Source organism: Formosa sejongensis (genome assembly GCF_033447105.1).
Lineage (GTDB): Bacteria > Bacteroidota > Bacteroidia > Flavobacteriales > Flavobacteriaceae > Formosa.
Genome location: NZ_JAWQUN010000011.1, coordinates 68,939 through 94,488 on the forward strand (window position 1 = coordinate 68,939; position 25,550 = coordinate 94,488).

General features: G+C 34.3%; 27 protein-coding genes. 12 read left to right on the forward strand and 15 right to left on the reverse strand.

Annotated elements, in window-relative coordinates; genetic code table 11:
• Positions 1 to 23: 23 nt before the first annotated feature.
• The 6 genes from hemB (at position 24) to R6X41_RS11865 (ending at position 6,354) form a co-directional block, all read left to right on the forward strand.
• Positions 24 to 1,013 (forward strand): porphobilinogen synthase, encoded by a 990-nt coding sequence (gene hemB / locus R6X41_RS11840; protein ID WP_318500516.1) that lies wholly within the window; start codon positions 24 to 26, stop codon positions 1,011 to 1,013.
• 26 nt (positions 1,014 to 1,039) lie between these two features.
• Complete coding sequence (locus tag R6X41_RS11845; RefSeq protein WP_318500518.1) at positions 1,040 to 2,125, forward strand: CNNM domain-containing protein; 1,086 nt, start codon at positions 1,040 to 1,042, stop codon at positions 2,123 to 2,125.
• Positions 2,125 to 2,598 (forward strand): methylated-DNA--[protein]-cysteine S-methyltransferase, encoded by a 474-nt coding sequence (locus tag R6X41_RS11850; protein ID WP_318500520.1) that lies wholly within the window; start codon positions 2,125 to 2,127, stop codon positions 2,596 to 2,598. Before R6X41_RS11845 ends, R6X41_RS11850 begins: the two co-directional genes overlap by 1 nt.
• A gap of 32 nt (positions 2,599 to 2,630) precedes the next feature.
• Complete coding sequence (locus R6X41_RS11855) at positions 2,631 to 3,797, forward strand: serine hydrolase domain-containing protein (protein ID WP_318500522.1); 1,167 nt, start codon at positions 2,631 to 2,633, stop codon at positions 3,795 to 3,797.
• Positions 3,798 to 3,839: 42 nt separating this feature from the next.
• The gene (locus R6X41_RS11860; RefSeq protein ID WP_318500523.1) at positions 3,840 to 4,550 is read left to right on the forward strand and encodes a 3'-5' exonuclease; all 711 of its coding nucleotides are present in this window, start codon (positions 3,840 to 3,842) and stop codon (positions 4,548 to 4,550) included.
• Positions 4,551 to 4,677: 127 nt separating this feature from the next.
• The gene (locus tag R6X41_RS11865; RefSeq protein WP_318500525.1) at positions 4,678 to 6,354 is read left to right on the forward strand and encodes an ABC transporter ATP-binding protein; all 1,677 of its coding nucleotides are present in this window, start codon (positions 4,678 to 4,680) and stop codon (positions 6,352 to 6,354) included.
• Positions 6,355 to 6,641: 287 nt separating this feature from the next.
• Here the strand turns inward: R6X41_RS11865 and R6X41_RS11870 are convergent, their stop codons facing one another.
• The 9 genes from R6X41_RS11870 to R6X41_RS11910 all read right to left on the reverse strand — a co-directional run bounded on the left by R6X41_RS11870 (position 6,642) and on the right by R6X41_RS11910 (position 13,974).
• Positions 6,642 to 7,295 (reverse strand): 3-oxoacid CoA-transferase subunit B, encoded by a 654-nt coding sequence (locus R6X41_RS11870; RefSeq protein ID WP_318500527.1) that lies wholly within the window; start codon positions 7,293 to 7,295, stop codon positions 6,642 to 6,644.
• 218 nt (positions 7,296 to 7,513) lie between these two features.
• The gene (locus tag R6X41_RS11875; protein WP_318500529.1) at positions 7,514 to 8,782 is read right to left on the reverse strand and encodes an MFS transporter; all 1,269 of its coding nucleotides are present in this window, start codon (positions 8,780 to 8,782) and stop codon (positions 7,514 to 7,516) included.
• Positions 8,783 to 8,845: 63 nt separating this feature from the next.
• Positions 8,846 to 9,205, reverse strand: coding sequence for a hypothetical protein (locus tag R6X41_RS11880; protein ID WP_318500530.1), 360 nt, complete (start codon positions 9,203 to 9,205; stop codon positions 8,846 to 8,848).
• Positions 9,206 to 9,268: 63 nt separating this feature from the next.
• A complete protein-coding gene (gene recJ / locus R6X41_RS11885; protein WP_318500532.1) occupies positions 9,269 to 10,957 on the reverse strand; it encodes a single-stranded-DNA-specific exonuclease RecJ in 1,689 nt (562 codons plus the stop codon).
• Between the two features lie 21 nt (positions 10,958 to 10,978).
• Entirely contained in the window at positions 10,979 to 11,401 is a 423-nt protein-coding gene (locus R6X41_RS11890) for an OsmC family protein (RefSeq protein ID WP_318500533.1), read from the reverse strand.
• Positions 11,402 to 11,517: 116 nt separating this feature from the next.
• Positions 11,518 to 12,093, reverse strand: a complete 576-nt coding sequence (locus tag R6X41_RS11895; protein WP_318500535.1) for a uracil-DNA glycosylase family protein — start codon at positions 12,091 to 12,093, stop codon at positions 11,518 to 11,520.
• A 6-nt stretch (positions 12,094 to 12,099) separates the two neighbouring features.
• Positions 12,100 to 12,444, reverse strand: a complete 345-nt coding sequence (locus tag R6X41_RS11900) for a HopJ type III effector protein (RefSeq protein WP_318500537.1) — start codon at positions 12,442 to 12,444, stop codon at positions 12,100 to 12,102.
• A 15-nt stretch (positions 12,445 to 12,459) separates the two neighbouring features.
• Positions 12,460 to 13,134, reverse strand: coding sequence for a 16S rRNA (cytidine(1402)-2'-O)-methyltransferase (gene rsmI / locus R6X41_RS11905; RefSeq protein ID WP_318500539.1), 675 nt, complete (start codon positions 13,132 to 13,134; stop codon positions 12,460 to 12,462).
• Positions 13,135 to 13,224: 90 nt separating this feature from the next.
• On the reverse strand, positions 13,225 to 13,974 hold the full coding sequence (locus R6X41_RS11910) for a DUF8457 domain-containing protein (RefSeq protein WP_318500541.1): 750 nt from the start codon (positions 13,972 to 13,974) through the stop codon (positions 13,225 to 13,227).
• Between the two features lie 101 nt (positions 13,975 to 14,075).
• Between R6X41_RS11910 and R6X41_RS11915 the strand changes: the two genes are divergently transcribed.
• From R6X41_RS11915 to R6X41_RS11940, 6 genes are all read left to right on the forward strand, one after another.
• A complete protein-coding gene (locus R6X41_RS11915; protein ID WP_318500543.1) occupies positions 14,076 to 14,723 on the forward strand; it encodes a thymidine kinase in 648 nt (215 codons plus the stop codon).
• The gene (alr, locus tag R6X41_RS11920; RefSeq protein ID WP_318500545.1) at positions 14,716 to 15,822 is read left to right on the forward strand and encodes an alanine racemase; all 1,107 of its coding nucleotides are present in this window, start codon (positions 14,716 to 14,718) and stop codon (positions 15,820 to 15,822) included. Before R6X41_RS11915 ends, alr begins: the two co-directional genes overlap by 8 nt.
• 65 nt (positions 15,823 to 15,887) lie before the next feature.
• Positions 15,888 to 16,301 carry a large-conductance mechanosensitive channel protein MscL gene (gene mscL / locus R6X41_RS11925; RefSeq protein ID WP_318500546.1) on the forward strand — a complete coding sequence of 138 codons (414 nt, stop codon included), beginning with the start codon at positions 15,888 to 15,890 and terminating at the stop codon, positions 16,299 to 16,301.
• Between the two features lie 136 nt (positions 16,302 to 16,437).
• Positions 16,438 to 17,427: an aspartate-semialdehyde dehydrogenase gene (locus tag R6X41_RS11930; RefSeq protein ID WP_318500548.1), complete on the forward strand. Its 990-nt coding sequence runs from the start codon at positions 16,438 to 16,440 to the stop codon at positions 17,425 to 17,427.
• Positions 17,428 to 17,521: 94 nt separating this feature from the next.
• A complete protein-coding gene (locus tag R6X41_RS11935) occupies positions 17,522 to 19,687 on the forward strand; it encodes a prolyl oligopeptidase family serine peptidase (RefSeq protein ID WP_318500550.1) in 2,166 nt (721 codons plus the stop codon).
• 97 nt (positions 19,688 to 19,784) lie between these two features.
• Positions 19,785 to 20,756: an ABC transporter ATP-binding protein gene (locus R6X41_RS11940; protein ID WP_318500552.1), complete on the forward strand. Its 972-nt coding sequence runs from the start codon at positions 19,785 to 19,787 to the stop codon at positions 20,754 to 20,756.
• Positions 20,757 to 20,804: 48 nt separating this feature from the next.
• Here the strand turns inward: R6X41_RS11940 and R6X41_RS11945 are convergent, their stop codons facing one another.
• The 6 genes from R6X41_RS11945 to R6X41_RS11970 form a co-directional block, all read right to left on the reverse strand.
• A complete protein-coding gene (locus R6X41_RS11945) occupies positions 20,805 to 21,377 on the reverse strand; it encodes a 4'-phosphopantetheinyl transferase family protein (protein ID WP_318500554.1) in 573 nt (190 codons plus the stop codon).
• Positions 21,374 to 21,628 carry an acyl carrier protein gene (locus tag R6X41_RS11950; protein ID WP_318500607.1) on the reverse strand — a complete coding sequence of 85 codons (255 nt, stop codon included), beginning with the start codon at positions 21,626 to 21,628 and terminating at the stop codon, positions 21,374 to 21,376. Before R6X41_RS11950 ends, R6X41_RS11945 begins: the two co-directional genes overlap by 4 nt.
• A 112-nt stretch (positions 21,629 to 21,740) precedes the next feature.
• Entirely contained in the window at positions 21,741 to 23,006 is a 1,266-nt protein-coding gene (locus tag R6X41_RS11955) for a beta-ketoacyl-[acyl-carrier-protein] synthase family protein (RefSeq protein ID WP_318500556.1), read from the reverse strand.
• 105 nt (positions 23,007 to 23,111) lie between these two features.
• A complete protein-coding gene (locus tag R6X41_RS11960) occupies positions 23,112 to 23,570 on the reverse strand; it encodes a 3-hydroxyacyl-ACP dehydratase FabZ family protein (protein ID WP_318500558.1) in 459 nt (152 codons plus the stop codon).
• A 34-nt stretch (positions 23,571 to 23,604) separates the two neighbouring features.
• Positions 23,605 to 24,402: an SDR family oxidoreductase gene (locus R6X41_RS11965; protein WP_318500560.1), complete on the reverse strand. Its 798-nt coding sequence runs from the start codon at positions 24,400 to 24,402 to the stop codon at positions 23,605 to 23,607.
• Positions 24,396 to 25,448 (reverse strand): type III polyketide synthase, encoded by a 1,053-nt coding sequence (locus R6X41_RS11970; protein WP_318500562.1) that lies wholly within the window; start codon positions 25,446 to 25,448, stop codon positions 24,396 to 24,398. Before R6X41_RS11970 ends, R6X41_RS11965 begins: the two co-directional genes overlap by 7 nt.
• Positions 25,449 to 25,550 lie beyond the last annotated feature (102 nt).

Here is a 25,550-nt window from a genome sequence, read left to right on the forward strand (position 1 = left end):
TAATCTTATTTTAGTCCATTATTATGTATCCTATAAAAAGAAACAGACGTTTAAGAACCAATGAGTCCATTCGTTCTTTAGTTCGCGAAACCATAATCTCACCTAACGATTTTTTAGTACCGCTTTTTGTGGTTGAAGGCAAAGGTGTTAAGGATGAAATTCCGTCTATGCCGAACTACTTTAGATTTAGTTTAGATTTACTTGAAAAAGAAGTTAAGGAACTTTGGGCATTAGGTTTGAAATCTGTTTTACTTTTTGTTAAAGTTGATGACAAGCTAAAAGACAATCAAGGTAAAGAAGCTACAAACCCAAAAGGACTTATGCAACGTGCCATTAAAACGGTTAAAAATGCATGCCCAGATATGTTGGTCATGACAGATGTTGCCCTAGACCCTTATTCGATTTATGGACATGATGGTGTAGTTGAAAACGGATTGATTTTAAATGATGAATCTTCTGAAATTTTAGCTGAAATGGCTTTAAGTCATGCACGAGCTGGCGCCGATTTTGTTGCTCCAAGCGATATGATGGACGGACGTATTATTGAAATGCGAGAATTATTAGAAGACGAAGGTTTTATTAATACTGGAATTATGGCTTACAGTGCCAAATATGCCTCTGCATTTTATGGCCCGTTTAGAGATGCTTTAGATTCTGCTCCTGTAGATCTAGTGGATATTCCAAAAGACAAAAAAACATATCAAATGGATTATGCTAATCGTTTTGAAGCCCTTCGTGAAACCGAAATGGATATTGAAGAAGGTGCAGATATTGTTATGGTAAAACCAGGTTTATGTTATTTAGATATTGTTCGCGACCTTAAAAACAAAGTCAATGTACCTATCGCTGTTTACCAAGTTTCAGGAGAATATGCGATGCTAAAAGCAGCATCAGAACGCGGCTGGTTAGACCATGATGCAGTGATGATGGAACAAGTTACAGCTATAAAAAGAGCAGGTGCAGATATTATTGCTAGCTATTTTGCTAAAGATGTTGTAAAATTGATTTCGTAACTTAGCTAAAAATCAAATAAATCTATATGGGCGCACTTTTATTATGGGCAACAGTTTCAATATTTTTTTCATTTTTATGTTCCATACTCGAAGCTGTGTTTTTGAGTGTAACACCCACGTTTATCAACGTTAAGAAAAATGAAGGTAAAGAGTATGCTACAACTCTAGAAACACTAAAAAAAGATGTTGATAAACCTTTAATTGCCATCTTAACATTAAACACCATTGCACATACTTTAGGTGCGATGATGGTTGGTATTCAAGCTGAAAGCTTACCTTATAAATTCGAAGTTTTCGGTGTTAATACTGTAGGAATAGTGTCTGCAATCATGACGCTTTTAATATTAGTGGTTTCAGAAATTATTCCTAAAACTATTGGTGCAAAATACTGGCAAGGACTTGCTAATTTCACATCTAAAGCGCTTCTCGTTTTAATATTTCCATTGAAATGGACCGGGATTTTATGGCTACTTCAGCTTACTACAAAGCTTATTGGCGGTAAAGGTCATGGTAGTGTTTTAAGTCGTGAAGATTTTCACGCCATGGCAGATATGGCAACCCAAGATGGAGTTTTTCTAGAATCGGAAAGTAAAATCCTTAAAAATTTACTAATCTTTAAAGACATTCTTGCTAAAGATATTATGACGCCTAGAACGGTGATAAACACGGCTAACGAAGCAGCTACAGTTCAAGATTTTTTTAAAGAAAATTCTAATATTCGTTTTTCTAGGATTCCTGTGTATACAGATAGCGCAGATAATATTACAGGCTTAGTTTTAAAAGATGAAATCTTTAAAGAAATGGCGCTTGGTAATGGCACAAAAACGCTAAAAGATTTAAAGCGTAATATTATAATTATTGAAAGAAACATTGCTATTCCTACCCTTTTTGAACAACTTGTAGAAAGCAAAAACCATATGGCTTTAGTGGTTGACGAATACGGTTCTGTAAGTGGAATTGTAACTATGGAAGATGTTATTGAAACCCTTTTAGGCCTTGAAATTATGGACGAAAGCGACCACGTGGCCAATCTACAAGCATTAGCAAGAAAAAGTTGGGAAGTTCGTGCTAAACGGTTGGGTTTAATTAACGAAAGCCCAGAAGAAAACTAATGGATTCCTGCATAATAAAATCACCTTTAGGCTTTACCCAAATTGAAGGTGACACCCATGGAATTTCTTCAATAAAAGTTTTAAATTCTGAAGAAACGCCTTCGGAAGATATTCCTGAATCACTTCAAAATTGTGTGATTCAATTACAAGAATATTTTGAAGGCACTCGCGAATCATTCAGCATTAATCAAAACCCAAAAGGCACTGAATTTCAAAAGAAAGTATGGCAGGCTTTAACAGAAATCCCTTCCGGAAAAACGGTTTCATATTTAGAGCTTTCCAAACAATTAGGCGATGTAAAAGCGATTCGAGCAGTGGCCAATGCCAATGGTAAAAATCCACTTTGGATTGTTGTACCGTGCCACCGAGTTATTGGAACCGATGGCAGTCTTACAGGATACGCTGGCGGTTTACACCGCAAACAATGGTTATTAAACCACGAAAGCCCTGTTACACAGCAAACCTTATTTTAAATTATTATATTTAGTCCATCTAAATTTTCATCATGAAATTCTTATCTAAACTTCTAAAGTTTATCGTTATGCTATGCGGTTTACTTATACTTCTACTATACATTTTCGATTACGATTATATATTAAAAGCTGTTCGTGTTACTTACGGCACCGGACATAAAACAGCATTTCTAGAAGATTATACAGAATTCGATAATCGTGTTATAGAAAAAAGCTCACCTCAGCCTTGGAACATTCACAAAGACTATAATAAAGCAACCATTACAGATAGTTTAGAACACACTAATATTGAGAACGGTACGATTGCGTATCTAATTATTAAAAACGATAGCATTTGGTTCGAGAAATATTACGACGGTTTCGGACAAACATCTAAAACCAATTCGTTTTCTATGTCCAAAAGCATAATTTCTGCCATGCTAGGAAAAGCGGTTATGGAAGGAAAGATTAGAAGTTTAGATCAAAAAGTAAGTGATTTTTATCCGGAGTTTAAAAAAGGATTATCAGCAAATTTAACGGTTGGAGATTTATCGTCTATGGCTTCAGGGTTAGATTGGGACGAATCGTATTATTCTCCATTTTCAGTAACAACTCGTGCCTATTTCGATGAAGATTTAGCGCCTGTTATTTTAAATATGAAAGGTATTGAAGCTCCTGGTAAAACTTATAAATACCTAAGCGGAAACACACAGCTACTGGGCATGGTAATTAAAAAAGCAACAGGACAAAATATGTCTGGCTATTTAAGTGAGGAATTTTGGAAACCTATGGGATTCGAAAGTGATGCGCTTTGGCAAATAGATAGCGAGCAGCATGGTTTAGAAAAAGCTTATTGCTGCATCGCCAGTAATGCACGTGATTTTGCACGCTTTGGAAAGCTATACAAAGACTATGGAAAATGGAATGGCGAACAACTTTTAGACTCTGCTTTTATACAAAAATCTATTACACCTCGTTTTGAAGACAGCCCTGAATATGGATACGGCTGGTGGTTAAAAACTATTGGAGATAAACACTTTTTTATGATGCGTGGACATTTGGGTCAATACGTTATTGTAGAACCAGAAGACAATGTTATTATCGTGCGTTTAGGTCATACAAAAGGACCTAAAGGAGAGGGAGAACTCTTTTCGAAAGACATTTTTTCGTATATTGAAGAAGGATATAATATGTTAGACCAAGACAAGTCAGAACAATAAAATGTAAACCATTTAATTTTAAATTCCTAAAATTTAAACCAGATGATAAGCAAACTCAATCTTGAAGATATTTTGTTTTTGGATATTGAAACGGTTCCAGAAACTCAGCATTTTTCAGAATTAACGGATATCAAAAAAGAGCTTTGGAGTTTGAAATCTAAATACCAAAGAAACGAACTCTCTGCAGAAGAGTTTTACGATCGCGCTGGTATTTGGGCTGAATTCGGTAAAATTGTTTGCATCTCGGTTGGGTATTTCAAGTTAACCGGTGAAAATCGTCAGTTTAGAACAACTTCCTTTTACGGCGATGAGATTACTATTTTAAAAGACTTTAAAAACCTTTTAGAATCACATTACAGCCATCCTAGACAATTACTATGTGCCCATAATGGTAAGGAATTTGACTTTCCATACATTGCACGCCGTATGATTATTCATAACATAGTATTACCTTCAAAACTTAATTTATTCGGTAAAAAACCCTGGGAAGTACCACATTTAGACACTTTAGAATTATGGAAATTCGGTGATTATAAAACCTATACGTCTTTAAAATTACTGACTAATGTTTTAGGCATTCCATCACCAAAAGACGATATTGATGGCAGTGAAGTCTATCGTGTATATTACGAAGAAAACGAAGTAGATCGCATTATTGTATATTGTGAAAAAGACACGATTGCAGTTGCTCAGATTTTCTTACGTCTTCGAGGTGAAACTATTTTAACCGACGACGAAATTATTCATATTTAAAATAGAATAGGTCTCGACTCCGCTCGACCTTACAATGAAAATAAATAGAAGATAATTAATTCATCCGTTTTAAACCATCTTAAGGAAAAGTCAGTTCGACCCGAATCGAGAATACATATCATTCACCATGAAATACGCACCTATTTTAACCTTAAATAACCTCGCGATTTCCTTTAACGGGAACGAAGTTATACACAATATTTCTTATCATTTAAATCCGAATGAAATATTAGGAATTGTAGGGGAATCTGGTTCCGGAAAATCAGTCTCTTCATTAGCCATTTTAGGATTATTACCCAAAGGTATTTCAAAAACGACAGGAAGCATTCTTTTTGAAAATTCCGATTTAACTCAAATCAATCAAAAAGCATTTCAAAATATTCGAGGCAACAAAATTGCGATGATTTTCCAAGAACCCATGAGTTCTTTAAATCCGTCTATGCGCTGTGGCACACAAGTGGAAGAAATATTAATTCAGCATACAAATCTATCAAAATCTGAAGTTAAACAACGTGTTCTAGAACTGTTAGAGCAAGTGAAATTACCAGAACCTGAACGTGTATTTAAATCCTATCCGCATGAAATTTCTGGCGGACAAAAACAGCGGGTAATGATTGCTATGGCGATTGCATGCGAACCCGATATATTAATTGCAGACGAACCCACAACAGCTTTAGATGTTACGGTTCAGAAAGAAATTATTGTGTTATTAAAAGAATTGCAAGCCAAAACACAGATGAGTATTATTTTTATTACTCACGATTTGGCTTTGATTTCTGAAATCGCACATCGTGTTTTAGTGATGTACAAAGGTGATATTGTAGAACAAGGGTCTGCTGAATCTATTTTTAACAATCCACAACATATTTACACGAAAGCTTTAATCAATTCTAGACCATCTTTAGAAGTACGATTAAAAACATTACCTACAATTCAAGATTATTTAGACAGTACATTTAGCGAAACTATAATTACTAGTGAAGACCGAAAAAAATCACATGAAAAATTATATGATCAAATGCCGTTATTAGAAGTTATAAATCTTGAAAAAGAGTATGTTTCTAGGTCAGGTTGGTTTGGAAAACCACAAAAATTTAAAGCGGTAAATCGTGTGAGTTTTAAAATTTACGAAGGTGAAACTTTAGGTTTGGTAGGTGAGTCGGGTTGTGGAAAATCGACTTTAGGAAATGCCATACTTCAACTAGATAAAGCGACAGCAGGAACAATTTTATATAAGGGGACAGATATTACAAACCTCTCTACAAAAGCGATGAGAGTGCTTAGAAAAGATATTCAAATTATCTTTCAAGATCCATATGCCTCTTTAAATCCGAGGTTAACCATTGGACAATCTATTTTAGAACCAATGACGGTGCATAAATTATACAAAACCAAGGCAGAACGTAAAGCTAAAGTTTTAGATATTTTAAATCGTGTTGGACTTTCTGAAGATTATTTTAATCGCTATCCACATGAATTTTCTGGCGGACAGCGTCAGCGTATCGGAATTGCCAGAACCATTGCTTTACAACCTAAACTAATTGTGTGTGATGAATCTGTTTCGGCTTTAGATATTTCTGTTCAGGCTCAAGTTTTAAACCTTTTAAACGAATTGAAAGAAAAATTTGGATTTACCTACATTTTTATATCTCACGATTTAGCGGTAGTAAAATATATGTCGGATCAATTAATTGTGATGAATAAAGGGGAGATTGTAGAAAAAAACGATGCAGACATTGTCTATAACGACCCAAACCACAGCTATACAAAAAAACTAATTCAAGCCATTCCTAAAGGCTTATAGCATAAATACTTTTTTAATTAAATACAACAAATTTCTAACGAATAACCGTGTGTTATTAAACACTACGTAAATTTTACTTTCAGAGTAGTTAGGTTCGTCAGGTAGATTTGAGGCTATATTCATATTAGTTAGTTTTTGGTAGATTTGGGAATCTATATTTAATGGTTGTATTGGGTTTTGTAAAGATGTCATTTATTTTCAATAATTCGTTTAAACGTAACATATAATCGATTAAATACATATAAATTTAACATTTAGACACAGGTAAGGCTTTTAATTTCAATATTTTAGATACTCATTTCTGGTATTTCACCTTCAAAAGTTAATTTTCCGGCTGTAGCTTTTATAATGTCGTCTACAGTAATACCAGGAGCGCGTTCTAAAAGTTTAAATCCATCTTTAGTCACTTCCAAAACGGCCAAATTTGTAACAATTTTTTTCACACAACCTACTCCTGTAAGCGGCAAACTGCAACGTTTCAAAAGTTTAGATTCTCCTGCTTTATTTGTGTGCATCATTGCGACGATAATATTTTCGGCACTAGCAACTAAATCCATAGCACCTCCCATACCTTTCACCATTTTTCCTGGGATTTTCCAATTTGCAATGTCACCGTTTTCTGAAACTTCCATGGCGCCAAGAATAGTTAAATCGACATGTTTCCCCCTAATCATTGCAAAACTCGTGGCAGAATCGAAGAAACTGGCCCCCGGTAATGTGGTTATGGTTTGTTTTCCAGCATTAATAACATCGGCATCTTCATCGCCTTCAAAAGGAAAAGGTCCCATGCCTAATACACCATTTTCACTCTGAAACTCTACCTCTATGTCGTTCCGAACATAATTTGCAACTAAAGTAGGAATACCTATGCCTAAGTTCACATAATATCCATCTTTAATCTCTTTTGCAATACGTTTTGCTATTCCTATTTTGTCTAACATTTCTTATATATAACTATTAATAAATGTAAAAATGCATCAATTATTTTACGTGTTTATAGAGTTCTTATATACATTCCAAACTCCAGTTTCAGAACTATTACTTTTACCCTATCTTAGGTTTGTATAAGGTAAAGAATTTTAAATCGTAATTTTAGATAAATTTTATTTTTTAGGTATAACTCATTCAGAATACCTTTCAGTATCTACAAGAAGTAGAATTAATCTTCATTTTCATGTTCCTCTAAATCTTTTCTTAAATCTAGTTTTCTAAATGTTGGAGAAAAAATTCCGGTAGTTAACACAATCAATAACGTCATGCTTCCACCAAATACAACAGCAGTAACGGTTCCCATAAATTTTGCTGTTAAGCCACTTTCGAAAGCGCCTAATTCGTTAGAAGACCCCACAAACATAGAATTTACAGAAGCGACACGTCCACGCATATGATCTGGTGTTTTAAGTTGTAAAATGGTCTGGCGAATAACCATAGAAATACCATCGAAAACACCACTAAAAAATAAGGCTCCAACAGATACCCAAAACCAAGTAGATATACCAAAGACGATTATAGAAACTCCAAACCCGAATATGGCTATGAGTAATTTCATCCCTGCATTTTTATTTAGGGGGACATAAGCAGAAATTAGCATAGTAATAAAGGCACCTACAGCTGGAGCTGCTCTTAATACACCAAAACCTTGTGGTCCTACTTTTAATATATCTTGGGCAAATATTGGTAAAAGAGCAACTGCTCCACCAAATAAAACGGCTACCATATCTAAGGTTATGGCTCCTAGAATAGCTTTAGTACTAAACACAAATTTAATTCCCTCTTTTAAACTCTCCATTATAGGCTCTCCAATTTTCGGGTTTAAAATCGGTTTGGTAGAAATTTGAGTCAGCGCGATTAAAGCGGTTATTGAGAAGCCTACTATAAGGCACATAGACCAATGCACACCAATTAAATGAATGGAGAACCCAGCTAGCGCCGGACCCAAAACAGCTCCCATTTGCCAAACGGAACTGCTCCACGTTGCCGCGTTTGGATATAGTTTTTTTGGAACTACTAAAGACAGTAATGAAAATATGGTTGGGCCTAAAAACGCACGGACGAATCCGCCAAGAAACACTAAGAAGTAAATAGAATACAGTACAACGTTTTGAGAAAGATCTCCTACGACCTTTGGCCACGTTAATAGAAATAACCCGAAACTAATGACTGAAAATCCTAAAATACATTTTATAAGTAGACTCTTTTTCTCCTTTTGGTCTACAATATGCCCTGCAAATAAAGCCATAGATACTGCAGGAATCACTTCCATAAGTCCGATAATCCCAAGAGACAACGGGTTTTTAGTAATGCTATATACTTCCCATTCTATTACAATAAATTGCATAGACCATGCAAAAACCATAGCGAAGCGTACTAGTAAAAATATATTGAATTCTTTGTATCGTAAGGCAGCGTAAGGGTCTTTTTGTTTCATAAATAATTTAAAAAATGAAACAAATGTACAAAAGTGACCGTTTTAAAAAATTCTGATGCTCATTTAATTTTTACAAATTTCATTCACATAATCATCCAATTCTAAATGAAACAAGGTTCCGTTAATTAAATCGTCTATATCTCTTAATTCTAGAGCATTTATAGCTAAATCAACTTGATTACAAGGTGTTTTTAATAACATAAACCGATTACGTTCTTTGTCTTTACAGCATGTACAAGGATTTATAGACTTAACATAACTAATTTGTTTCTGAAACTGAATGATTTCGTGGTACGTGAGATAGAACCCCATATCACGAAAAATAATTTGAATTTTAGGAGACTGTTTTCTAGTAGTTTCTTGCTTCCAAATAAAAGAAACACCGAATGTATTATGGTAGATTTTATTGATGTCTTGGTCCATAGTAATACCTTTTGAACCACGAAAATAGTTATTATTTATATTTAATCTAAATAAAAATAATGTTTATTTTAAATCTCTAAGCTTCAACTGTAAACTTGTTACTCCATTCCAACGGTTTTCGTCTATAGAATATACAATACTAAATGGGACTTTAGAAGATACTGAATCAATCTTTTTTCCTAATCCAAAACCAATACATACAATAGGATTCACATTAGCTTGTTTCACGGTAATCCGTAAATGATCTTGGTCTTTCCCAACACATTTTCCATATCCAGTATCTACCACATCTTCCGTCATAAAAACGGGCATCATATTTCCTGGGCCAAAAGGCGCAAATTGTTTAAGAATACGATAGAATTTAGGCGTAATATTTTCTAATAAAATATTGGATTCAATTTTAATTTCTGGAGATAATAATTTCGGATCGATAGTATTAGACACGACATCTTCAAAAGCCTGTTTAAAGGCCTCATAATTTTCAGGAAGTAAAGTTAATCCTGCTGCATATTTATGTCCACCAAATTGTTCGATATACTCACTACATGCTTCCAAAGCATTATACACATCAAACCCCACAACAGAGCGTGCCGAAGCTGCTAATTTATCGCCACTCTTAGTAAACACTAAGGTTGGTCTGTAATAGGTTTCAATCAATCTAGATGCCACAATACCAATCACACCTTTATGCCAGTCTTCTTGAAACACTACAGACGTTAAACGGTCTTGCTCATTATATTTTTCAATTTGAGCCAAAGCCTGAATTGTAATTTCTTTATCGGTTTCTCTACGGTCTAAATTAAAACTCTCAATTTCGGCAGCATACGTTTCCGCTTGCTTTTCGTCCATTTCGATAAGCAATTGCACGGCGTATGTTCCGTGTTTCATACGTCCTGCAGCATTAATTCTAGGCGCAACAATAAACACCACATCGGTAATGGTAAACTCCGTTTTATCAACCTGATTTAAAATGGCTTTAATTCCTGGTCGCGGTTGTGTGTTTATAATTTGAAGTCCATGATAGGCTAGGATCCTATTTTCGCCAGTAATGGGTACAATATCTGCACCAATGGCTGTAGCTACCAAATCTAGATATTCACCTAAATCGTCGATAGTAAAACCTTGTTTGGATGCTAATGCCTGAATTAATTTAAACCCAACTCCACACCCACATAATTCTTTATACGGATAGTTACAATCGTCTCGTTTAGGATCTAAAACGGCAGCTGCATCAGGTATTTCTAAACCCGGTCTGTGATGATCGCAAATAATAAAATCGATGCCTTTTTCTTTAGCATAGGCCACCTTATCTATTGCTTTTATACCACAGTCTAATGCGACAATAAGCGTAAAATCGTTATCGTGAGCAAAGTCGATACCTTTAAAAGACACACCATAACCTTCGTCGTAACGATCTGGAATATATGTGACCACATTCTCTTGGCGTGTTCTTAAATAGGAACTCATTAAAGCTACTGAAGTAGTACCGTCGACATCGTAATCGCCATACACCATAATATTTTCGCCAGTTTCAAAAGCCCGTTCGATGCGTGCGACTGCACGATCCATATCTTTCATTAAAAAAGGATCGTGTAACTCACTAAGATCTGGCCTGAAAAAAGATTTAGCTTCCTCGAACGTTTCAATACCACGTTGTAATAATAATGATGCCGTTAATTCATCAATTTGAAGAGCTTCTTTTAACGCTTTAACTTTTTGAGATTCTGGTTTTGGTTTTATGGTCCAACGCATTATTTATAGGTCTACTATTTTTTATTTATTATGATAATGAGAGCGTACTTTTACATCTGCAAAACGACGAAACATTTCCATAACACCACAATATTTATCTACAGATAAATCTACAGCTCTTTTAATTTTTGTTTCATTTAAATCTGTACCGTAAAAATGATAGTCTACAGTTACAAGATTATAATATTTAGGATGTTCCTCTGTTAAATGACCTTCGATTACAATTTTTAAATCGTCGATATCTACTTTCATTTTTTCTAACATTGGCGTAATATCTACACCTGAACAACCTGCTAAAGCAGTTAACATTAAAGCCTTCGGACGTAAACCATCGCCTTTTCCGCCATTCTCTTCTCCAAGATCTATCAATACGGTTTTACCGCTAGGATTATCGGATTCGAATTGCACATTTTTTTTCCACTGTGTTGTTACAAGATGTGTCATAACTGAATATTTTATTGATTAAGAATGACTTCAAAAATACTGTTTAAAAATGTAAAACTTGAAAGAAGATATATCAATATGAAGTATTCATAGTGTATAAAAAAATTAACCCAATTTTATTCTTGAAGAATTTCTTGTACACATTTTTGTAATTCGGGAACTACTGACGTTTCAAACCATTGGTTTTTAGACAGCCAAAAACGATTTCTAGGCGATGGGTGAGGCATAGGAAAGTACGTTGGCAAATAGCTTTCGAAATCTGAAACGGTGTCTGTTAAATTCTTTCCAACTTTATCTTTTAAATAATATTTCTGAGCATAATTCCCTATTAATATAATAAGCTTTACATCTGTTATTTTATTAAGTATTGCATCGTGCCACTGTGGTGCACATTCAGGACGTGGAGGCAAGTCGCCACTTTTTCCTTTCCCCGGATAACAAAACCCCATTGGGATAATGGCAAAATTTTTAGTATCGTAAAATTGAGTTTCATTAACGTTTAGCCAAGTCCGTAAACGTTTACCGCTTGCATCATTCCAAGCAATTCCAGAGTTGTGAACTTTAATTCCTGGTGCCTGACCAATAATTACAATTTTAGATTCGGGATGTGCAGAAACTATAGGATGTGGCCCTAAAGGCAAATAGTCGGCGCATATAGTGCACTGTCTTACTTGACTTAGTAACGCATCCATTTAATATTATTTTAATTGTAATGGTTCGCCTTCAAACTGCAAACCTTCAAAACCGGTTTTTATAAAATTTCGGATGTTTTGATGTCCTGCTCCTTCTGGATCTTCTAGAACATCTATATAATAAAACTGACCGAAACACGATAATGTTTCATCTTTTGTAAACCCTTGAAGTTTGGCGAATGAAAATAATTTGCAAGAGCCAGAATTTTCACCTGATTTATTATTCAAGTCACCATTTGTGAATGCTGTTTTTGTGAATTCGAAATTAGACTCTATAACATCCATAGTATCAGAAAACACAATAGATTTAGGTGTACTTTGTAACTTTTGTTTAAAGGCTTCTAATGTCATTTTATAAAGAGTATTTTATTTATTTTTTCCACCAACTACAATAACAATTTCACCTTTTGGTGGTTTATTAGTATAATGCTCTAAAACTTCTTTTGCTGTTCCACGAATCGTTTCCTCGTATAATTTCGTTAATTCACGTGATACTGAAACAGGGCGATCTTCACCAAAAAATTCACAAAAATGAGTTAGTGTTTTTATCAACTTGTGTGGAGATTCGTAAAAAATAATAGTTCTAGTTTCTTCTGCTAAAATTAAAAATCGAGTTTGTCTTCCTTTTTTTACGGGTAAAAAACCTTCGAAAACAAACTTATCGTTTGGCAATCCAGAATTTACTAAAGCTGGCACAAAAGCTGTAGCTCCCGGCAAACAATCTACTTCTATACCATGTTCTACACATGCTCGGGTAAGTAAAAATCCAGGATCGGAAATAGCTGGAGTTCCGGCATCGCTAATTAATGCAATTACGGTTCCTCCTTTTAATTTATTTATTAAGCCTTCAACCGTTTTATGCTCGTTATGCATATGGTGTGATTGCGAATGTGTACTAATTTCGAAATGTTTTAGTAGTTTTCCAGACGTTCGCGTGTCTTCCGCTAGTATTAAATCTGCTTCTTTTAAAACTCTTATGGCTCTAAAAGTCATATCTTCTAAGTTACCAATAGGCGTAGGAACGATGTAAAGTTTGCTCATGTGTTTAAATTAACGGCATGTTCTAAAGCTTCTTTTAAAGCTAAATACAAGTAAAATTATTAAGATTTGAAAGTGTAAATTTTAAAAAAATTAATTGAATTTACCTTCTATTATTTGCATAAAACGTTCTTCGAAGACTTCTTTACCCTTCCAATTGTTATAATCTGTTTTTACAACATTTTGAATTAAATTTCTAGCTTCTTCAAAATCACCACTTGTATTTACCTGAGAAATAACACGTTCGTAATCTTCGCTACTGCCACCAAATAATTGTTTTATAAAAGCAATTTTATCATTTAAACCAATATTTAAACCTCCACCTTTCAACTTATCATTTAAAGATCTTTTAGGATTGGTTATAGTAGAATTCACTACAGGCTCGAAGATTGGTGTTTCTTTAAAATCGGCAGTAATTTCTTCAAAGTCGTTTTTTTGATAGTGCTGCTCTGGCGTAATCGCTTCAAGTAAATCGTCTACAGCATTGGCTTCGTGAGGCATTTGCGCGACAAGATCTTTAATTTTTTCCATTACAGGTTCTGCAATATTTTCAGAATCCTCATCGGGTTGCTGCTGGTCTTCACGAATGAATACGTCGTTATCCACTTCTAAACTATCAGATATTTTATTGTTAAATGCATTATCTAACATATCGAAAAAAGAGGAATCGTTAGCGATTGTAAATTTTTCGCCTTGAGGTGATTCTTGCAGAAATTTTAAGACCGAAAGTTTTTCAAAAAGAATAGCTGTCTCTGCATGTAATGCATCTAAATCATCTTTGCCTTCAAGTCTAATAATTCTTAATGCAATATTAATTAATTCTGATTCCAACTTCTTTTTCATAACTTTTATATTTAAACTATTTTCGCCTTTTAATTTTTAATAAATTTACACCGCTTATAAACAAACGAAAGTTTGAATAATTTTAGTGTTAAAATTACAAAATGTTTCTCGAAAATACAGTAAATCATAAAGAACAATTTGGTTGGATTGAAGTAATCTGCGGTTCCATGTTCTCTGGTAAGACCGAAGAATTAATCAGAAGACTTAAACGCGCCCAGTTTGCCAAACAGAAAGTTGAAATTTTTAAACCTTCGGTAGACATCCGTTATAACGAAGATATGGTGGTGTCTCATGATGCAAACGAAATCCGTTCTACACCAGTTCCTGCTGCTGCAAATATTCCTATTTTAGCAGATGGCTGCGACGTGGTTGGTATTGACGAAGCCCAATTTTTCGACGATGAAATTGTTCGTGTGTGTAACGATTTAGCAAACAAAGGCATTCGTGTAATAGTGGCTGGGTTAGACATGGATTTTAAAGGCAATCCATTTGGACCAATGCCTAATTTAATGGCTACTGCAGATTATGTAACCAAAGTCCATGCTATATGTACCAGAACTGGAAATTTGGCGCAATTTAGTTACAGAAAAGCGCAAAGTGACGCTTTAGTTTTACTTGGTGAAACCGAAAATTACGAACCCCTAAGTCGCGCTGCTTATTATAAAGCTATGCGAAGTGACAAAGCGAATAAAACGAGCGTTAACGGAACAGAACATACCGATTTAAATCCTAAAAACACCGATGCTTAAAGCACAGGAAACTCTTTTAGAAATAGATTTAAAAGCTTTAGAACATAATGTTACTTACCTTAAATCTAGAATACATCCATCTACCAAATTTATGGCTGTTGTAAAGTCGTATGCTTACGGAAATGCTGCAGTAGATATTGCTAAACATTTAGAAACATTAAACATCCACTATTTTGCTGTTGCCTATACTTACGAAGGCGAACAACTAAGAACGTCAGGAATTTCTACACCTATTTTGGTGCTTCACCCACAAGCTGTAAGTTTTAACACACTTATTGAAAACTGCCTAGAACCCAACTTGTATAGTTTAAAAGTGTTAAAGGAATTTGTGGCTACGGCCGAAGAATTTAATCAAAATCAATATCCTGTGCATTTAAAGTTTAATACGGGATTAAATCGTTTAGGTTTTTCTAAAAACGATATTCCAGAAATACTTTCTATTTTAGATCGTACTGAAGCTATAAAAGTGACGTCACTATTTTCGCATATGGGAGCCAGTGAAGATTTAAACGAGAAGGATTTCACGACAAATCAGATTGAAACTTTTAAAAACATTTCGGATTCATTTCTAAAACAATTACCCTATAAACCCATGCTTCACATGTGTAATACCTCTGGGATTTTAAATTATCCTGAAGCGCATTTCGACATGGTAAGAAGTGGAATTGGCATGTATGGTTTTGGAAATTCGGAAAAAGAAAACACTCATTTTAAACCTATTACAACATTAAAAACAGTAATCTCACAGATTCATCATATCCCTAAAGGGGAAAGTGTAGGCTACAATCGTGGGCACATTTGCGATGCACCTTTAACAACAGCAACCTTACCACTTGGTCATGCCGATGGTATTGGAAGGGAATACGGAAACGGCAAAGGTTTTGTTGCTATAAACGGACAAAAAGCACCTATAGTTGGGAACACCTGCATGGATATGATTATGGTTGATATTACACATATTGACTGCCAGGAGGGTGACGAAGTTATTGTTTTTGGTGACTATCCTACTGCCGAAGAATTTGCCGCCACAGCAAATACTATTTCTTACGAGTTACTTACAGGACTTTCCCAGCGCATTAAACGTATCATTATAAGATAACGACCTCTTATTGTGCTGTTTTTTATTTACCTTAGTAATTCATTTATTAATCAATCCTAAACTATATGGCATTTTTTAAAGACTTCAAGTCCTTTCTCTTAAAAGGAGATATTATAAACCTTGCAACGGCAGTAATTGTTGGTGGTGCATTTGGTAAAATAGTAACATCGTTTACAAAAGATATTTTAATGCCACCAATAGGTATGCTGCTAGGTGACGTTAATTTCACAGAATTAAAGTATGTACTTAAAGGCGCTACAACCAATGCTGCCGGCGTTGAAGTTCCGGCAGTAGCTATTAATTACGGAAACTTTATCCAGATGATTATAGATTTCGTGATTATTGGTTTCTGTATTTTCATGGTATTAAAAGCCTATGAAAACACTAAAAAGAAAGAAGAAGCTGCTGCTCCTGCTCCACCAGCAGGACCAACACAAGAAGAACTTTTAGCAGAAATAAGAGATTTACTTAAGAAGTAATATTTGTTAATTATTTAACATTTTGTTATTTGTTGTTAAATAGCCTTGGTTTAAGCTAACTAAGGCTATTTTTTTAATTTATAATACTTAGTTTTGTTGAAAATAATTAAGACACACTTAAACTAATATTTATATAATGAAAGTAGCTCTAGTTGGCGCCACGGGTATGGTTGGCGAAGTAATGCTTAAAGTTCTTACAGAACGTAATTTTCCGTTAACGGAATTAATTCCTGTTGCTTCAGAGCGCTCGGTAGGTAAAATTATTTCTTATAAAGGTAAGGACTATAAAGTGGTAGGTTTAGCAGATGCAGTGGCCATGAAGCCAGATGTAGCTTTATTTTCTGCAGGTGGAGACACATCTTTAGAATGGGCTCCTAAATTTGCAGAAGCAGGCACAACAGTAGTCGATAATTCTTCAGCTTGGAGAATGGATCCTACTAAAAAATTAATCGTTCCAGAAATTAATGCAAACGAATTAACAAAAGACGATAAAATTATTGCAAACCCAAACTGTTCAACTATTCAGTTAGTTATGGCTTTGGCTCCGCTTCATAAAAAATACAAAATGAAACGTGTAGTGGTTTCTACTTACCAATCGGTTTCTGGTACAGGTGTAAAAGCTGTAAAACAACTAGAAAACGAAATTGCAGGTATAGAAGGAGAAATGGCTTATCCTTATCCTATTGGAAGAAATGCATTACCTCATTGTGATGTGTTTTTAGAAAACGGTTACACCAAAGAAGAAATGAAATTAGCTAAAGAGCCTCAAAAAATCTTAAGCGATACATCTTTTTCAGTATCTGCAACTGCAGTAAGAATTCCTACTGCTGGTGGACATTCTGAATCTGTAAACGTAGAATTTGAAAATGATTTCGAATTGGCCGATGTTCGTAAACTATTAAGCGAAACTCCAGGGGTTGTTGTTCAAGACAATACAGACACAAATACCTATCCAATGCCAATTTATGCACATGGAAAAGATGATGTTTTTGTAGGACGAATTAGAAGAGACGACACACAAAAAAACACTTTAAATATGTGGATTGTTGCCGATAACTTACGTAAAGGTGCAGCAACAAATACGATTCAAATTGCAGAGTATTTAATAGCAAATAAAATTATCTAAAGGAAACCCTTTAAATATATCTTAAAAAAAGCTCCTAAGCCTAACCGCTTAGGAGCTTTTTCGTTATTTTTGAACCCCTACAAATACCTGACTTATGAAAAGATTAATGGCCTCCGTAATTGTTTTAACCCTTATTATTTCCTGTAAAAACGAGCAGGAACTAAAGAAAAATAATAATCAAATAGTGAATTATCCAATTACAAAAACAACAGATACTATAGATACCTATTTTGGTACAGAAGTTAAAGATCCCTACCGCTGGCTAGAGGACGATAGAAGTCCAGAAACTGAGGCTTGGGTTAAGGACGAAAACGAAATAACGTTCAAATATTTAGAAAAAATTCCATATCGTAATGAAATTAAAGACCGTTTAACCACACTTTGGAACTACGAAAAAATTGGAGCACCATTCAAAGAAGGCGATTACAATTACTTTTACAAAAACAATGGACTACAAAATCAGAATGTTGTTTACAGAACTAAAGGTGAAAATAAAGCAGAAGAGGTTTTTCTTGACCCAAATACATTTAGCGGAGATGGCACAACCTCTCTAGATGGTTTATCCTTTTCGAAAGACGGGAGCATAGCGGCCTATTCTATTTCTGAAGGTGGTAGCGATTGGAGAAAAATAATGGTTATTAATTCTGAAACTAAATCCGTTATTGAAGACACTTTAATCGATGTTAAATTTAGCGGTATGTCTTGGAAAGGTAATGAAGGCTTCTACTATTCAAGTTACGACAAACCTGAAGGTAGCGAGCTATCTGCTAAAACAGATCAACATAAAGTGTACTACCATAAGCTTGGAACGAAACAGAGCCAAGACCAACTTATTTTTGGTGGAAATATTAAAGAGAAACACCGTTATATCTCTGCAAATGTTACCGAAGACGATCATTATTTAATTATTTACCCCCGCACATCAACATCCGGAAACAAATTATACATTAAAGATTTAACGAAACCAAACAGCAAATTTGTTACTATTTTAGATAACACAGATAGTGACACATATTTACTAGACAATATTGGTAGTAAATTATTTTTCGTTACTAATTTAAACGCACCTAATAAAAAAATTGTAACTGTAGATGCTTCTAGTCCAACTATAGAACATTGGGTTGATTTTATTTCTGAAACAAAAAACGTATTATCACCTTCAACGGGAAGCAATTTTATCTTTGCTAATTATATGGTTGATGCCGTTTCTCTGGTAAAACAATACGATTACAACGGTGAGTTTATTAGAGATATTGAGCTTCCAGGTATTGGAACCGTTAGCGGATTTTCAGGCAAGAAAGAAAATGAAATGTTATATTATTCATTCTCTAATTATACAACACCTTCAACAAGTTTTGCATTTACCCCAAGTACAGGAGAATCTAAAGTTTATGTCAAACCAAAAGTAGATTTCGATCCAGACCAATACGAAAGTAAACAAGTATTTTTCGATTCTAAAGATGGGACAAAAGTGCCTATGATTATTTCTTATAAAAAAGGAACAGAATTAAACGGTAAAAATCCTACCATTTTATACGCTTATGGCGGATTCAATATTAGCTTAACACCTGCTTTTAGTATTGCAAATGCAGTTTGGATGGAAGAAGGTGGTATTTATGCAGTACCGAATTTACGTGGTGGTGGCGAATATGGAAGATCATGGCACGATGCTGGAACTAAAATGCAAAAACAAAACGTATTTGATGATTTTATAGCTGCAGCCGAATATTTAATAGAAAACAAATATACATCGTCTAAATATTTAGCAATTAGAGGAGGCTCTAATGGCGGATTATTAGTTGGAACAACCATGACGCAGCGACCAGACTTAATGCAAGTAGCATTGCCTGCAGTTGGCGTTTTAGACATGTTGCGTTACCATACCTTTACAGCCGGTGCCGGTTGGGCTTACGATTACGGAACAGCCGAAGACAGCAAAGAAATGTTCGAATATTTAAAAGGCTATTCCCCAGTGCACAATGTAAAAGCTGGCGTTAATTATCCGGCAACGTTAATCACAACAGGAGATCATGACGACCGTGTAGTTCCTGCACATAGTTTTAAATTTGCAGCTGAATTACAACACAATCAAAAAAACGGAAACCCTATTTTAATTCGAATTGAAACAGATGCTGGCCATGGCGCTGGAACTCCTGTCAGTAAAACCATAGAGCAATATGCAGACATATTCGGGTTTACATTATACAATATGGGATTTAATGTATTGCCAAAAACGTCTCAGGAGAAAGAAAAAGGGTGATCACATTTAATAAATATTTGGAGTCATTTAAATGCTTTATTTGCAATTAAATGACTCTTTGTTTTTTTATACTATTTTTACAAAATAAAATTAACCTATGCTTCAAGTCCAGAATATTTCATTTGGTTACGATAAAAAAACCATCCTTCACAACATTTCATTTTCTGTTGAACAAGGTCAGCATTTATCTATTATTGGAGAAAGTGGCTCAGGAAAAAGTACGCTTTTAAAACTGCTTTATGGCACTTACGATTTACCAAAAGGTGAAATTTTTTGGAAAGACCAACCTCTTCTAGGTCCAAAATTCAACTTGGTGATTGGTTACGATTTTATGAAATATGTTGCCCAAGAATTCGATTTGATGCCTTTTATTACAGTGGAAGAAAACATTGGGAAATTTTTATCTAACTTCTTTCCTGAAGAGAAAAAACAACGCACTGCCGAATTGATTGCATTAGTCGATTTAGTTGAATTTACAGATGTAAAAGTGAAGTTATTAAGTGGCGGACAAAAACAACGTGTCGCTTTAGCTAGAGCGATTGCAAGACAACCAGAAATTATTTTATTAGACGAACCGTTTAGCCATATAGATAATTTCCAGAAACAAACATTACGCCGTAATCTGTTTAAATATTTAAAAGAGAAAAATATTACCTGTGTGGTAGCCACTCACGATCGCGAAGATGTTTTACCATATTCCGACCACATGATTGTTTTAAATAATGGAAAAATTATAGCTAGCGAGACTCCAAAAGAATTATACAAGAATCCTGAAAAGCCATTAATCGCATCTTTTTTTGACGAATTTAATACGTTTGAAGCTTCAGAATTAAAATTAAAAACGACTTCTAAGAAGACCGTTTTTGTATATGCTCATGAATTAGAAGTTTCTAAAACATCAGATTTAAAAGTGACTATAAAACACAATTACTTTAGAGCAAATATTTATCTTATTGAAGCTGATTTCAACTTTAAATCTATATTTTTCTATAATAATTCATCATTAAACATAAACGAAGACGTGAATTTGAAACTTACTGAAACGGCTAAAAAACGTTTAGAATTGTAATAATTTAGATTTGAATTATTTTTAGAATTAAAAACAAATCTGAATACACTAATAAGCAAACCCCGAAAATCGTCCGCAATGTGTTAAGGAAAAAGGAATTGATAGTTGTTTAGAAGCATAAAAAATGTGTGGAATTCCTATTGCTGTTTTTTCAACTTTTAACGCTTGAAATGTTAAGCCTTTACGTTTAGAGATTGATTTTAAAAATCGCTGTTTCAACTTATCACTCTGAATTTTGTATCCTTCTTTTTTAGTTTTATAAACAGATGTATACACCTCTTGAATAGTATTTTGTTTAGCAATTGTATAGACATAATCTTCTGTTAGTGTAGACTCTGTAAAATACTCAATATCGTCTATTTTCACTATTCCTTTATTTTCATGAATAAGCTCACACGCTAACCGTTTAGGATTAAAAAAACACTTTTTAAATTCCTGAACATAAATTTTGTAAGCAGCCTCTTTCATACTCCAAAGTAACCAAACTGTTTGATGTCGATTTTCTGAAGAAAAAATAAGTGCTTCCTCTTTTTCCGTAAAGACTTTCTCTAAAAAACGCGGACATTCCCAATTACGACCAACAGCAGTATGTTTTAAATCGACAATATCATTACCTATCATTTGGCTGCTAGTTTTTCTACAACAATGTCCATGGCTGCTTTTACGGATGTCATTTTTTCCATGTCGTCGTTCTCTATTCTAATATCAAACTCATCTTCAACATCTAAAATAACATCTACTAAATTTGCTGAATTTATCTTCAAATCATTTATAAAATTTGTATGCTCAGATAATTTATTAAACGCATCTTCGTCTTGTATATAAGGCTGAACAATGGTTTTTAGTTTGGCAATTAACTCTTCTTTTGTCATAATATTTCCCATACAAGTGGGAGCCTTTTTTAATTAAACCTTAGTCTTAAAAATATTACTATATAATTATTTTAAAACCTTACATATTTTAAAAATCAGTAATATTTCCTGATTAGTACTTCTTAAAGATAACACAACCGTTCACATCACCAAAACCAAAACTAGCTTTTGCAGCAATGTTTAATTCGGTTCTTAATAATTTCTTTACAATCTTTTTTTCTGAGATGAGTTTCAAAATTTCAGGATGTACATCCTCACAATTAGTATTTGGAAATACAAATTGGTCTTTTAATTGCAATACAGTTGCCACAGATTCAATACTTCCTGCTGCAGCTAAACAATGACCAACCATAGATTTTAATGAGTTGATATATGGAAAATCATCTCCATTCCTATTCAAGGCTTTTGTCCAGTTTTCAATCTCTAAACCATCTTTTGAAGTTGCTGTTAGATGCCCATTAATTATATCAATATCTTCTACAGAAATATTAGCATTTATAACTGCATCTTTAATACAACGTTGCACGGCTTCTGGATTTGGAGCAGTCATTGTGCCGCCATTACGTTGTCCTCCGGAGTTGACATTACCTCCTAAAACCTCTGCATAAATTGTAGCATTTCTTTCTAAAGCACTATCTAAAGACTCTAAAACCAGAGCTCCTGCTCCTGCTCCAGGCACAAAACCTGAAGCACTTTCACTCATTGGTCTTGATCCTTGTTTTGGCGTATCATTATGTTTATAAGTCATGACTCGCATAGCGTCGAACCCTCCCCAAATGTATGGGCCGGAATCACTACAACTTCCTACCAGCATCCGTTTGGCTAAACCGTTTTTTATACGTTCGTAGCCCATTAAAACACCTTCAGTTCCAGTTGTACACGCCGACGAATTTGTTGTTACCTGATTACCAAGTCCTAAAATACCTCCTAAAAAAGCACTAATTCCGCTAGCCATAGTTTGAACCACAACTGTACTCCCTAAACGCTTTACTTCACCTACATCTAATTTATAAATGGCTTCTCTAAATTTCTCCACACCAGAAGTTCCTGTGCCAAAAATGGTTCCGCTATCAAAATCTAAATTACTATTTTCTTCTACTTTAAACCCTGCGTCTTTCCATGCATCTATTCCAGCCATACAGCCATATAAAATCCCAGAACTATTAAAACCTCTTAATTGTAAAGGTGTGAGATACTCTAATTTCTTTTCTTCAGAAATTTGCGGAATACCTCCAATACAACACGAGAAATTTAAATCTGCTAATTGTTGATGGAACGTAATTCCGGATTCACCATTTTTAATGGCTTTTAAAAACGCATCGCGTCCTACACCATTTGGTGCAACGACTCCTAACCCTGTAATGACGACTCTATTCATCCTTTATTCCTTCCCAGATAGGAATTTTTTTAATTAAACGTTCTATTCATCTTTAAGTCACTTACAAAACAAGTGCTTTATATTTATAGGCCAATTATTCTTGGGTTACAAGATTCCTACATGTGTAGGAATATGTAGCATTCCTGAAATTTTACCACGACAAACTAATTCGCCTTTTGAATTTAATAACTTCACATGACACTTTAATTTATTAAAACGAAATACTTCTTTTTCTGAAACCACTGTTACTTTCTCACCAGGTAAAACAGGTAGAAAAAAATCAACTTGACATGAGGTCAATGCTATTTGCGGTAAATTATTTTCTGACAGTTGATCTTTCAACATATAAATCCCCAAACAAACAAGTCCTATTTGTGCCATACATTCTGTAAGAATTACACCTGGCGTAATTGGATTATTTTTAAAATGTCCTCTATAGAAATACGCTTCACTCTTGAACGTATAATGTCCCGTTATTCCTTCCGAAGACATTAAAGTTAATTCATCAACGAATAGAAAGGGCTCTTGATAGGGCAATAATGATATGATTTGTTTTGATGTCATTGCTTAATTTTAAAAACTTTTAAAAACGCTATAACTAACTTATATGTTCGCCTCCATCCACTGGAATCACACAACCATTTATCCAACTCGCTTCATCTTTTGATAGAAGATAAACCGCATTTGCAACATCCTCAGGTTGTGTTAAACGATTGAATGGATTCCTTTTTAAACTATGAGCTTTTATTTGATCACTCCCAGGAATCATTCTTAATGACGCTGTGTCTGTCACTCCTGCTTGGATACAATTGGCTCTAATACCAAAAGGTGCAAATTCTAGAGCGATATTTCTTGTTATTGCTTCTAGCGTAACTTTTGCTGCAGAAACTGCTGCGTAATTTCGCCATGCTTTAGTATTTCCTTCACTTGTAAAACTAATAATTCGTGTATCTCTAGCAAATAATTGGGCTTCAAAAAGCGCTTTAGTCCAATCGTACAAACTAATAGCCATAGCGTTAATTGTTAAATTAAAATCGTCAGTTTTAAGTGTTGGTTTTTCTTCGGAAATCATTGGTTTTAAGTTTCCTTTAGCCACACTATGCACAAGAGTTCTTATTTTACCAGATGCTCCTAAAACTTCTTTTAATTCTGAAATAGTTTGTACTCGTTTTTCAAGCTTGAAAGCATCAACATTATAAGATTTAAACTGAACCGCTTCCGCTTTTATACTGTTAAAATCACTAGTAATTTCTTCTTCTTGCGCTCTAGAGTTTCTATGAATAATGCAAATATTCATACCATGCTTAGCTAGCTTTTTTGCTGTTGCTAAACCTAATCCGCTAGACCCCCCTAAGATGAGTGCCCAATAGTTTTTGTTTTCAAATTCTTTTACCATTCTAACAATATACGTTGAGCAGAAAAACCAGGTCCAAAACTCAACATTAAACCTCTATCGCCTTTGGGCAATTGTTTATCCATAAAGCGTTCTAAAACGTAAAGGACAGTTGCGCTACTCATATTTCCATAACGTTTAAGGACGTCTTTAGTATCATCGATATTCTTACCAAGGGCACCAAACAGCTCTTCAACTGTTTGTACAATTTTCTTTCCTCCAGGATGAAAAATTAAATGATCTATATCTTCAATCGACAAATTATTTCGTTCTAAAAACGGATGTACTATCTTAGGAAAATGCTCTGAAATAGTCTCTGGAACCGCTTTATCTAAAATCATTTGCAACCCTGTATTTACCAATTTAAATCCCATCATCGTTTCGGCATCATAAAAATGATACATGGCTTCGTCTATAATCTTTGGGCCTTCTTCATTTTCATATGATGACAAAATCACACTTGAAGCACCATCTCCAAAAATAGCAGCACTAACAATATTCACCATAGAAAAATCATCTAATTGAAATGTTGCTGTTGGCGATTCTACCGCAATTACCACAGCTCGTTTATTTGGATTAGCTTTTAAAAAATTTTTTGCGTAAATAATTCCTGAAACACCAGCAGCACAACCCATTTCTGTTACTGGAAGTCTTACGATATCCTGTTTCATCTTCAAGTTATTAATTAAATAAGCATCTACAGACGGAATCATGATCCCAGTACAACTTACCGTTATAATATAATCGATATCTGTGGGTTTTAATTTTGCTTTATCAAGAGCTTTAATTAGTGATTGCTCTGCTAATTTGATGACTTCACGAGAATATATCTCATTTTTTTCTTCAAAGGTGGTTTTTAAAAACACGTCTTCTGCGTCCATAATTGAATAACGTCTATCCACTCCCGCATTTTCAAAAAGTTTGATAACTTTCCGTTTAAAACGCTCTTCTTGCCCTTCTAACCAAATATTTAGGAACGGAATAATATCTTTAGTCTCTCTAGTAAATTTAGGCAACTGTTTTGCTACTGCTGTTATTTTTACGCTCATACTACTTCCTACCAAAAACAGGTATCTCTTTAGTTAAAATTATTTTGCTACTAAATACTTATCGCCAAGACGACATTAATCTATGCTATTTTTTACAATTTG

Excerpts from the sequence above, each read along its gene's own strand:
- hemB (WP_318500516.1), top strand. The coding sequence starts at position 24 with ATGTATCCTATAAAAAGAAACAGACGTTTAAGAACCAATGAGTCCATT.
- R6X41_RS11845 (WP_318500518.1), top strand. The coding sequence starts at position 1,040 with ATGGGCGCACTTTTATTATGGGCAACAGTTTCAATATTTTTTTCATTT.
- R6X41_RS11850 (WP_318500520.1), top strand. The coding sequence starts at position 2,125 with ATGGATTCCTGCATAATAAAATCACCTTTAGGCTTTACCCAAATTGAA.
- R6X41_RS11855 (WP_318500522.1), top strand. The coding sequence starts at position 2,631 with ATGAAATTCTTATCTAAACTTCTAAAGTTTATCGTTATGCTATGCGGT.
- R6X41_RS11860 (WP_318500523.1), top strand. The coding sequence starts at position 3,840 with ATGATAAGCAAACTCAATCTTGAAGATATTTTGTTTTTGGATATTGAA.
- R6X41_RS11865 (WP_318500525.1), top strand. The coding sequence starts at position 4,678 with ATGAAATACGCACCTATTTTAACCTTAAATAACCTCGCGATTTCCTTT.
- R6X41_RS11870 (WP_318500527.1), bottom strand. The coding sequence starts at position 7,295 with ATGTTAGACAAAATAGGAATAGCAAAACGTATTGCAAAAGAGATTAAA.
- R6X41_RS11875 (WP_318500529.1), bottom strand. The coding sequence starts at position 8,782 with ATGAAACAAAAAGACCCTTACGCTGCCTTACGATACAAAGAATTCAAT.
- R6X41_RS11880 (WP_318500530.1), bottom strand. The coding sequence starts at position 9,205 with ATGGACCAAGACATCAATAAAATCTACCATAATACATTCGGTGTTTCT.
- recJ (WP_318500532.1), bottom strand. The coding sequence starts at position 10,957 with ATGCGTTGGACCATAAAACCAAAACCAGAATCTCAAAAAGTTAAAGCG.
- R6X41_RS11890 (WP_318500533.1), bottom strand. The coding sequence starts at position 11,401 with ATGACACATCTTGTAACAACACAGTGGAAAAAAAATGTGCAATTCGAA.
- R6X41_RS11895 (WP_318500535.1), bottom strand. The coding sequence starts at position 12,093 with ATGGATGCGTTACTAAGTCAAGTAAGACAGTGCACTATATGCGCCGAC.
- R6X41_RS11900 (WP_318500537.1), bottom strand. The coding sequence starts at position 12,444 with ATGACATTAGAAGCCTTTAAACAAAAGTTACAAAGTACACCTAAATCT.
- rsmI (WP_318500539.1), bottom strand. The coding sequence starts at position 13,134 with ATGAGCAAACTTTACATCGTTCCTACGCCTATTGGTAACTTAGAAGAT.
- R6X41_RS11910 (WP_318500541.1), bottom strand. The coding sequence starts at position 13,974 with ATGAAAAAGAAGTTGGAATCAGAATTAATTAATATTGCATTAAGAATT.
- R6X41_RS11915 (WP_318500543.1), top strand. The coding sequence starts at position 14,076 with ATGTTTCTCGAAAATACAGTAAATCATAAAGAACAATTTGGTTGGATT.
- alr (WP_318500545.1), top strand. The coding sequence starts at position 14,716 with ATGCTTAAAGCACAGGAAACTCTTTTAGAAATAGATTTAAAAGCTTTA.
- mscL (WP_318500546.1), top strand. The coding sequence starts at position 15,888 with ATGGCATTTTTTAAAGACTTCAAGTCCTTTCTCTTAAAAGGAGATATT.
- R6X41_RS11930 (WP_318500548.1), top strand. The coding sequence starts at position 16,438 with ATGAAAGTAGCTCTAGTTGGCGCCACGGGTATGGTTGGCGAAGTAATG.
- R6X41_RS11935 (WP_318500550.1), top strand. The coding sequence starts at position 17,522 with ATGAAAAGATTAATGGCCTCCGTAATTGTTTTAACCCTTATTATTTCC.
- R6X41_RS11940 (WP_318500552.1), top strand. The coding sequence starts at position 19,785 with ATGCTTCAAGTCCAGAATATTTCATTTGGTTACGATAAAAAAACCATC.
- R6X41_RS11945 (WP_318500554.1), bottom strand. The coding sequence starts at position 21,377 with ATGATAGGTAATGATATTGTCGATTTAAAACATACTGCTGTTGGTCGT.
- R6X41_RS11950 (WP_318500607.1), bottom strand. The coding sequence starts at position 21,628 with ATGACAAAAGAAGAGTTAATTGCCAAACTAAAAACCATTGTTCAGCCT.
- R6X41_RS11955 (WP_318500556.1), bottom strand. The coding sequence starts at position 23,006 with ATGAATAGAGTCGTCATTACAGGGTTAGGAGTCGTTGCACCAAATGGT.
- R6X41_RS11960 (WP_318500558.1), bottom strand. The coding sequence starts at position 23,570 with ATGACATCAAAACAAATCATATCATTATTGCCCTATCAAGAGCCCTTT.
- R6X41_RS11965 (WP_318500560.1), bottom strand. The coding sequence starts at position 24,402 with ATGGTAAAAGAATTTGAAAACAAAAACTATTGGGCACTCATCTTAGGG.
- R6X41_RS11970 (WP_318500562.1), bottom strand. The coding sequence starts at position 25,448 with ATGAGCGTAAAAATAACAGCAGTAGCAAAACAGTTGCCTAAATTTACT.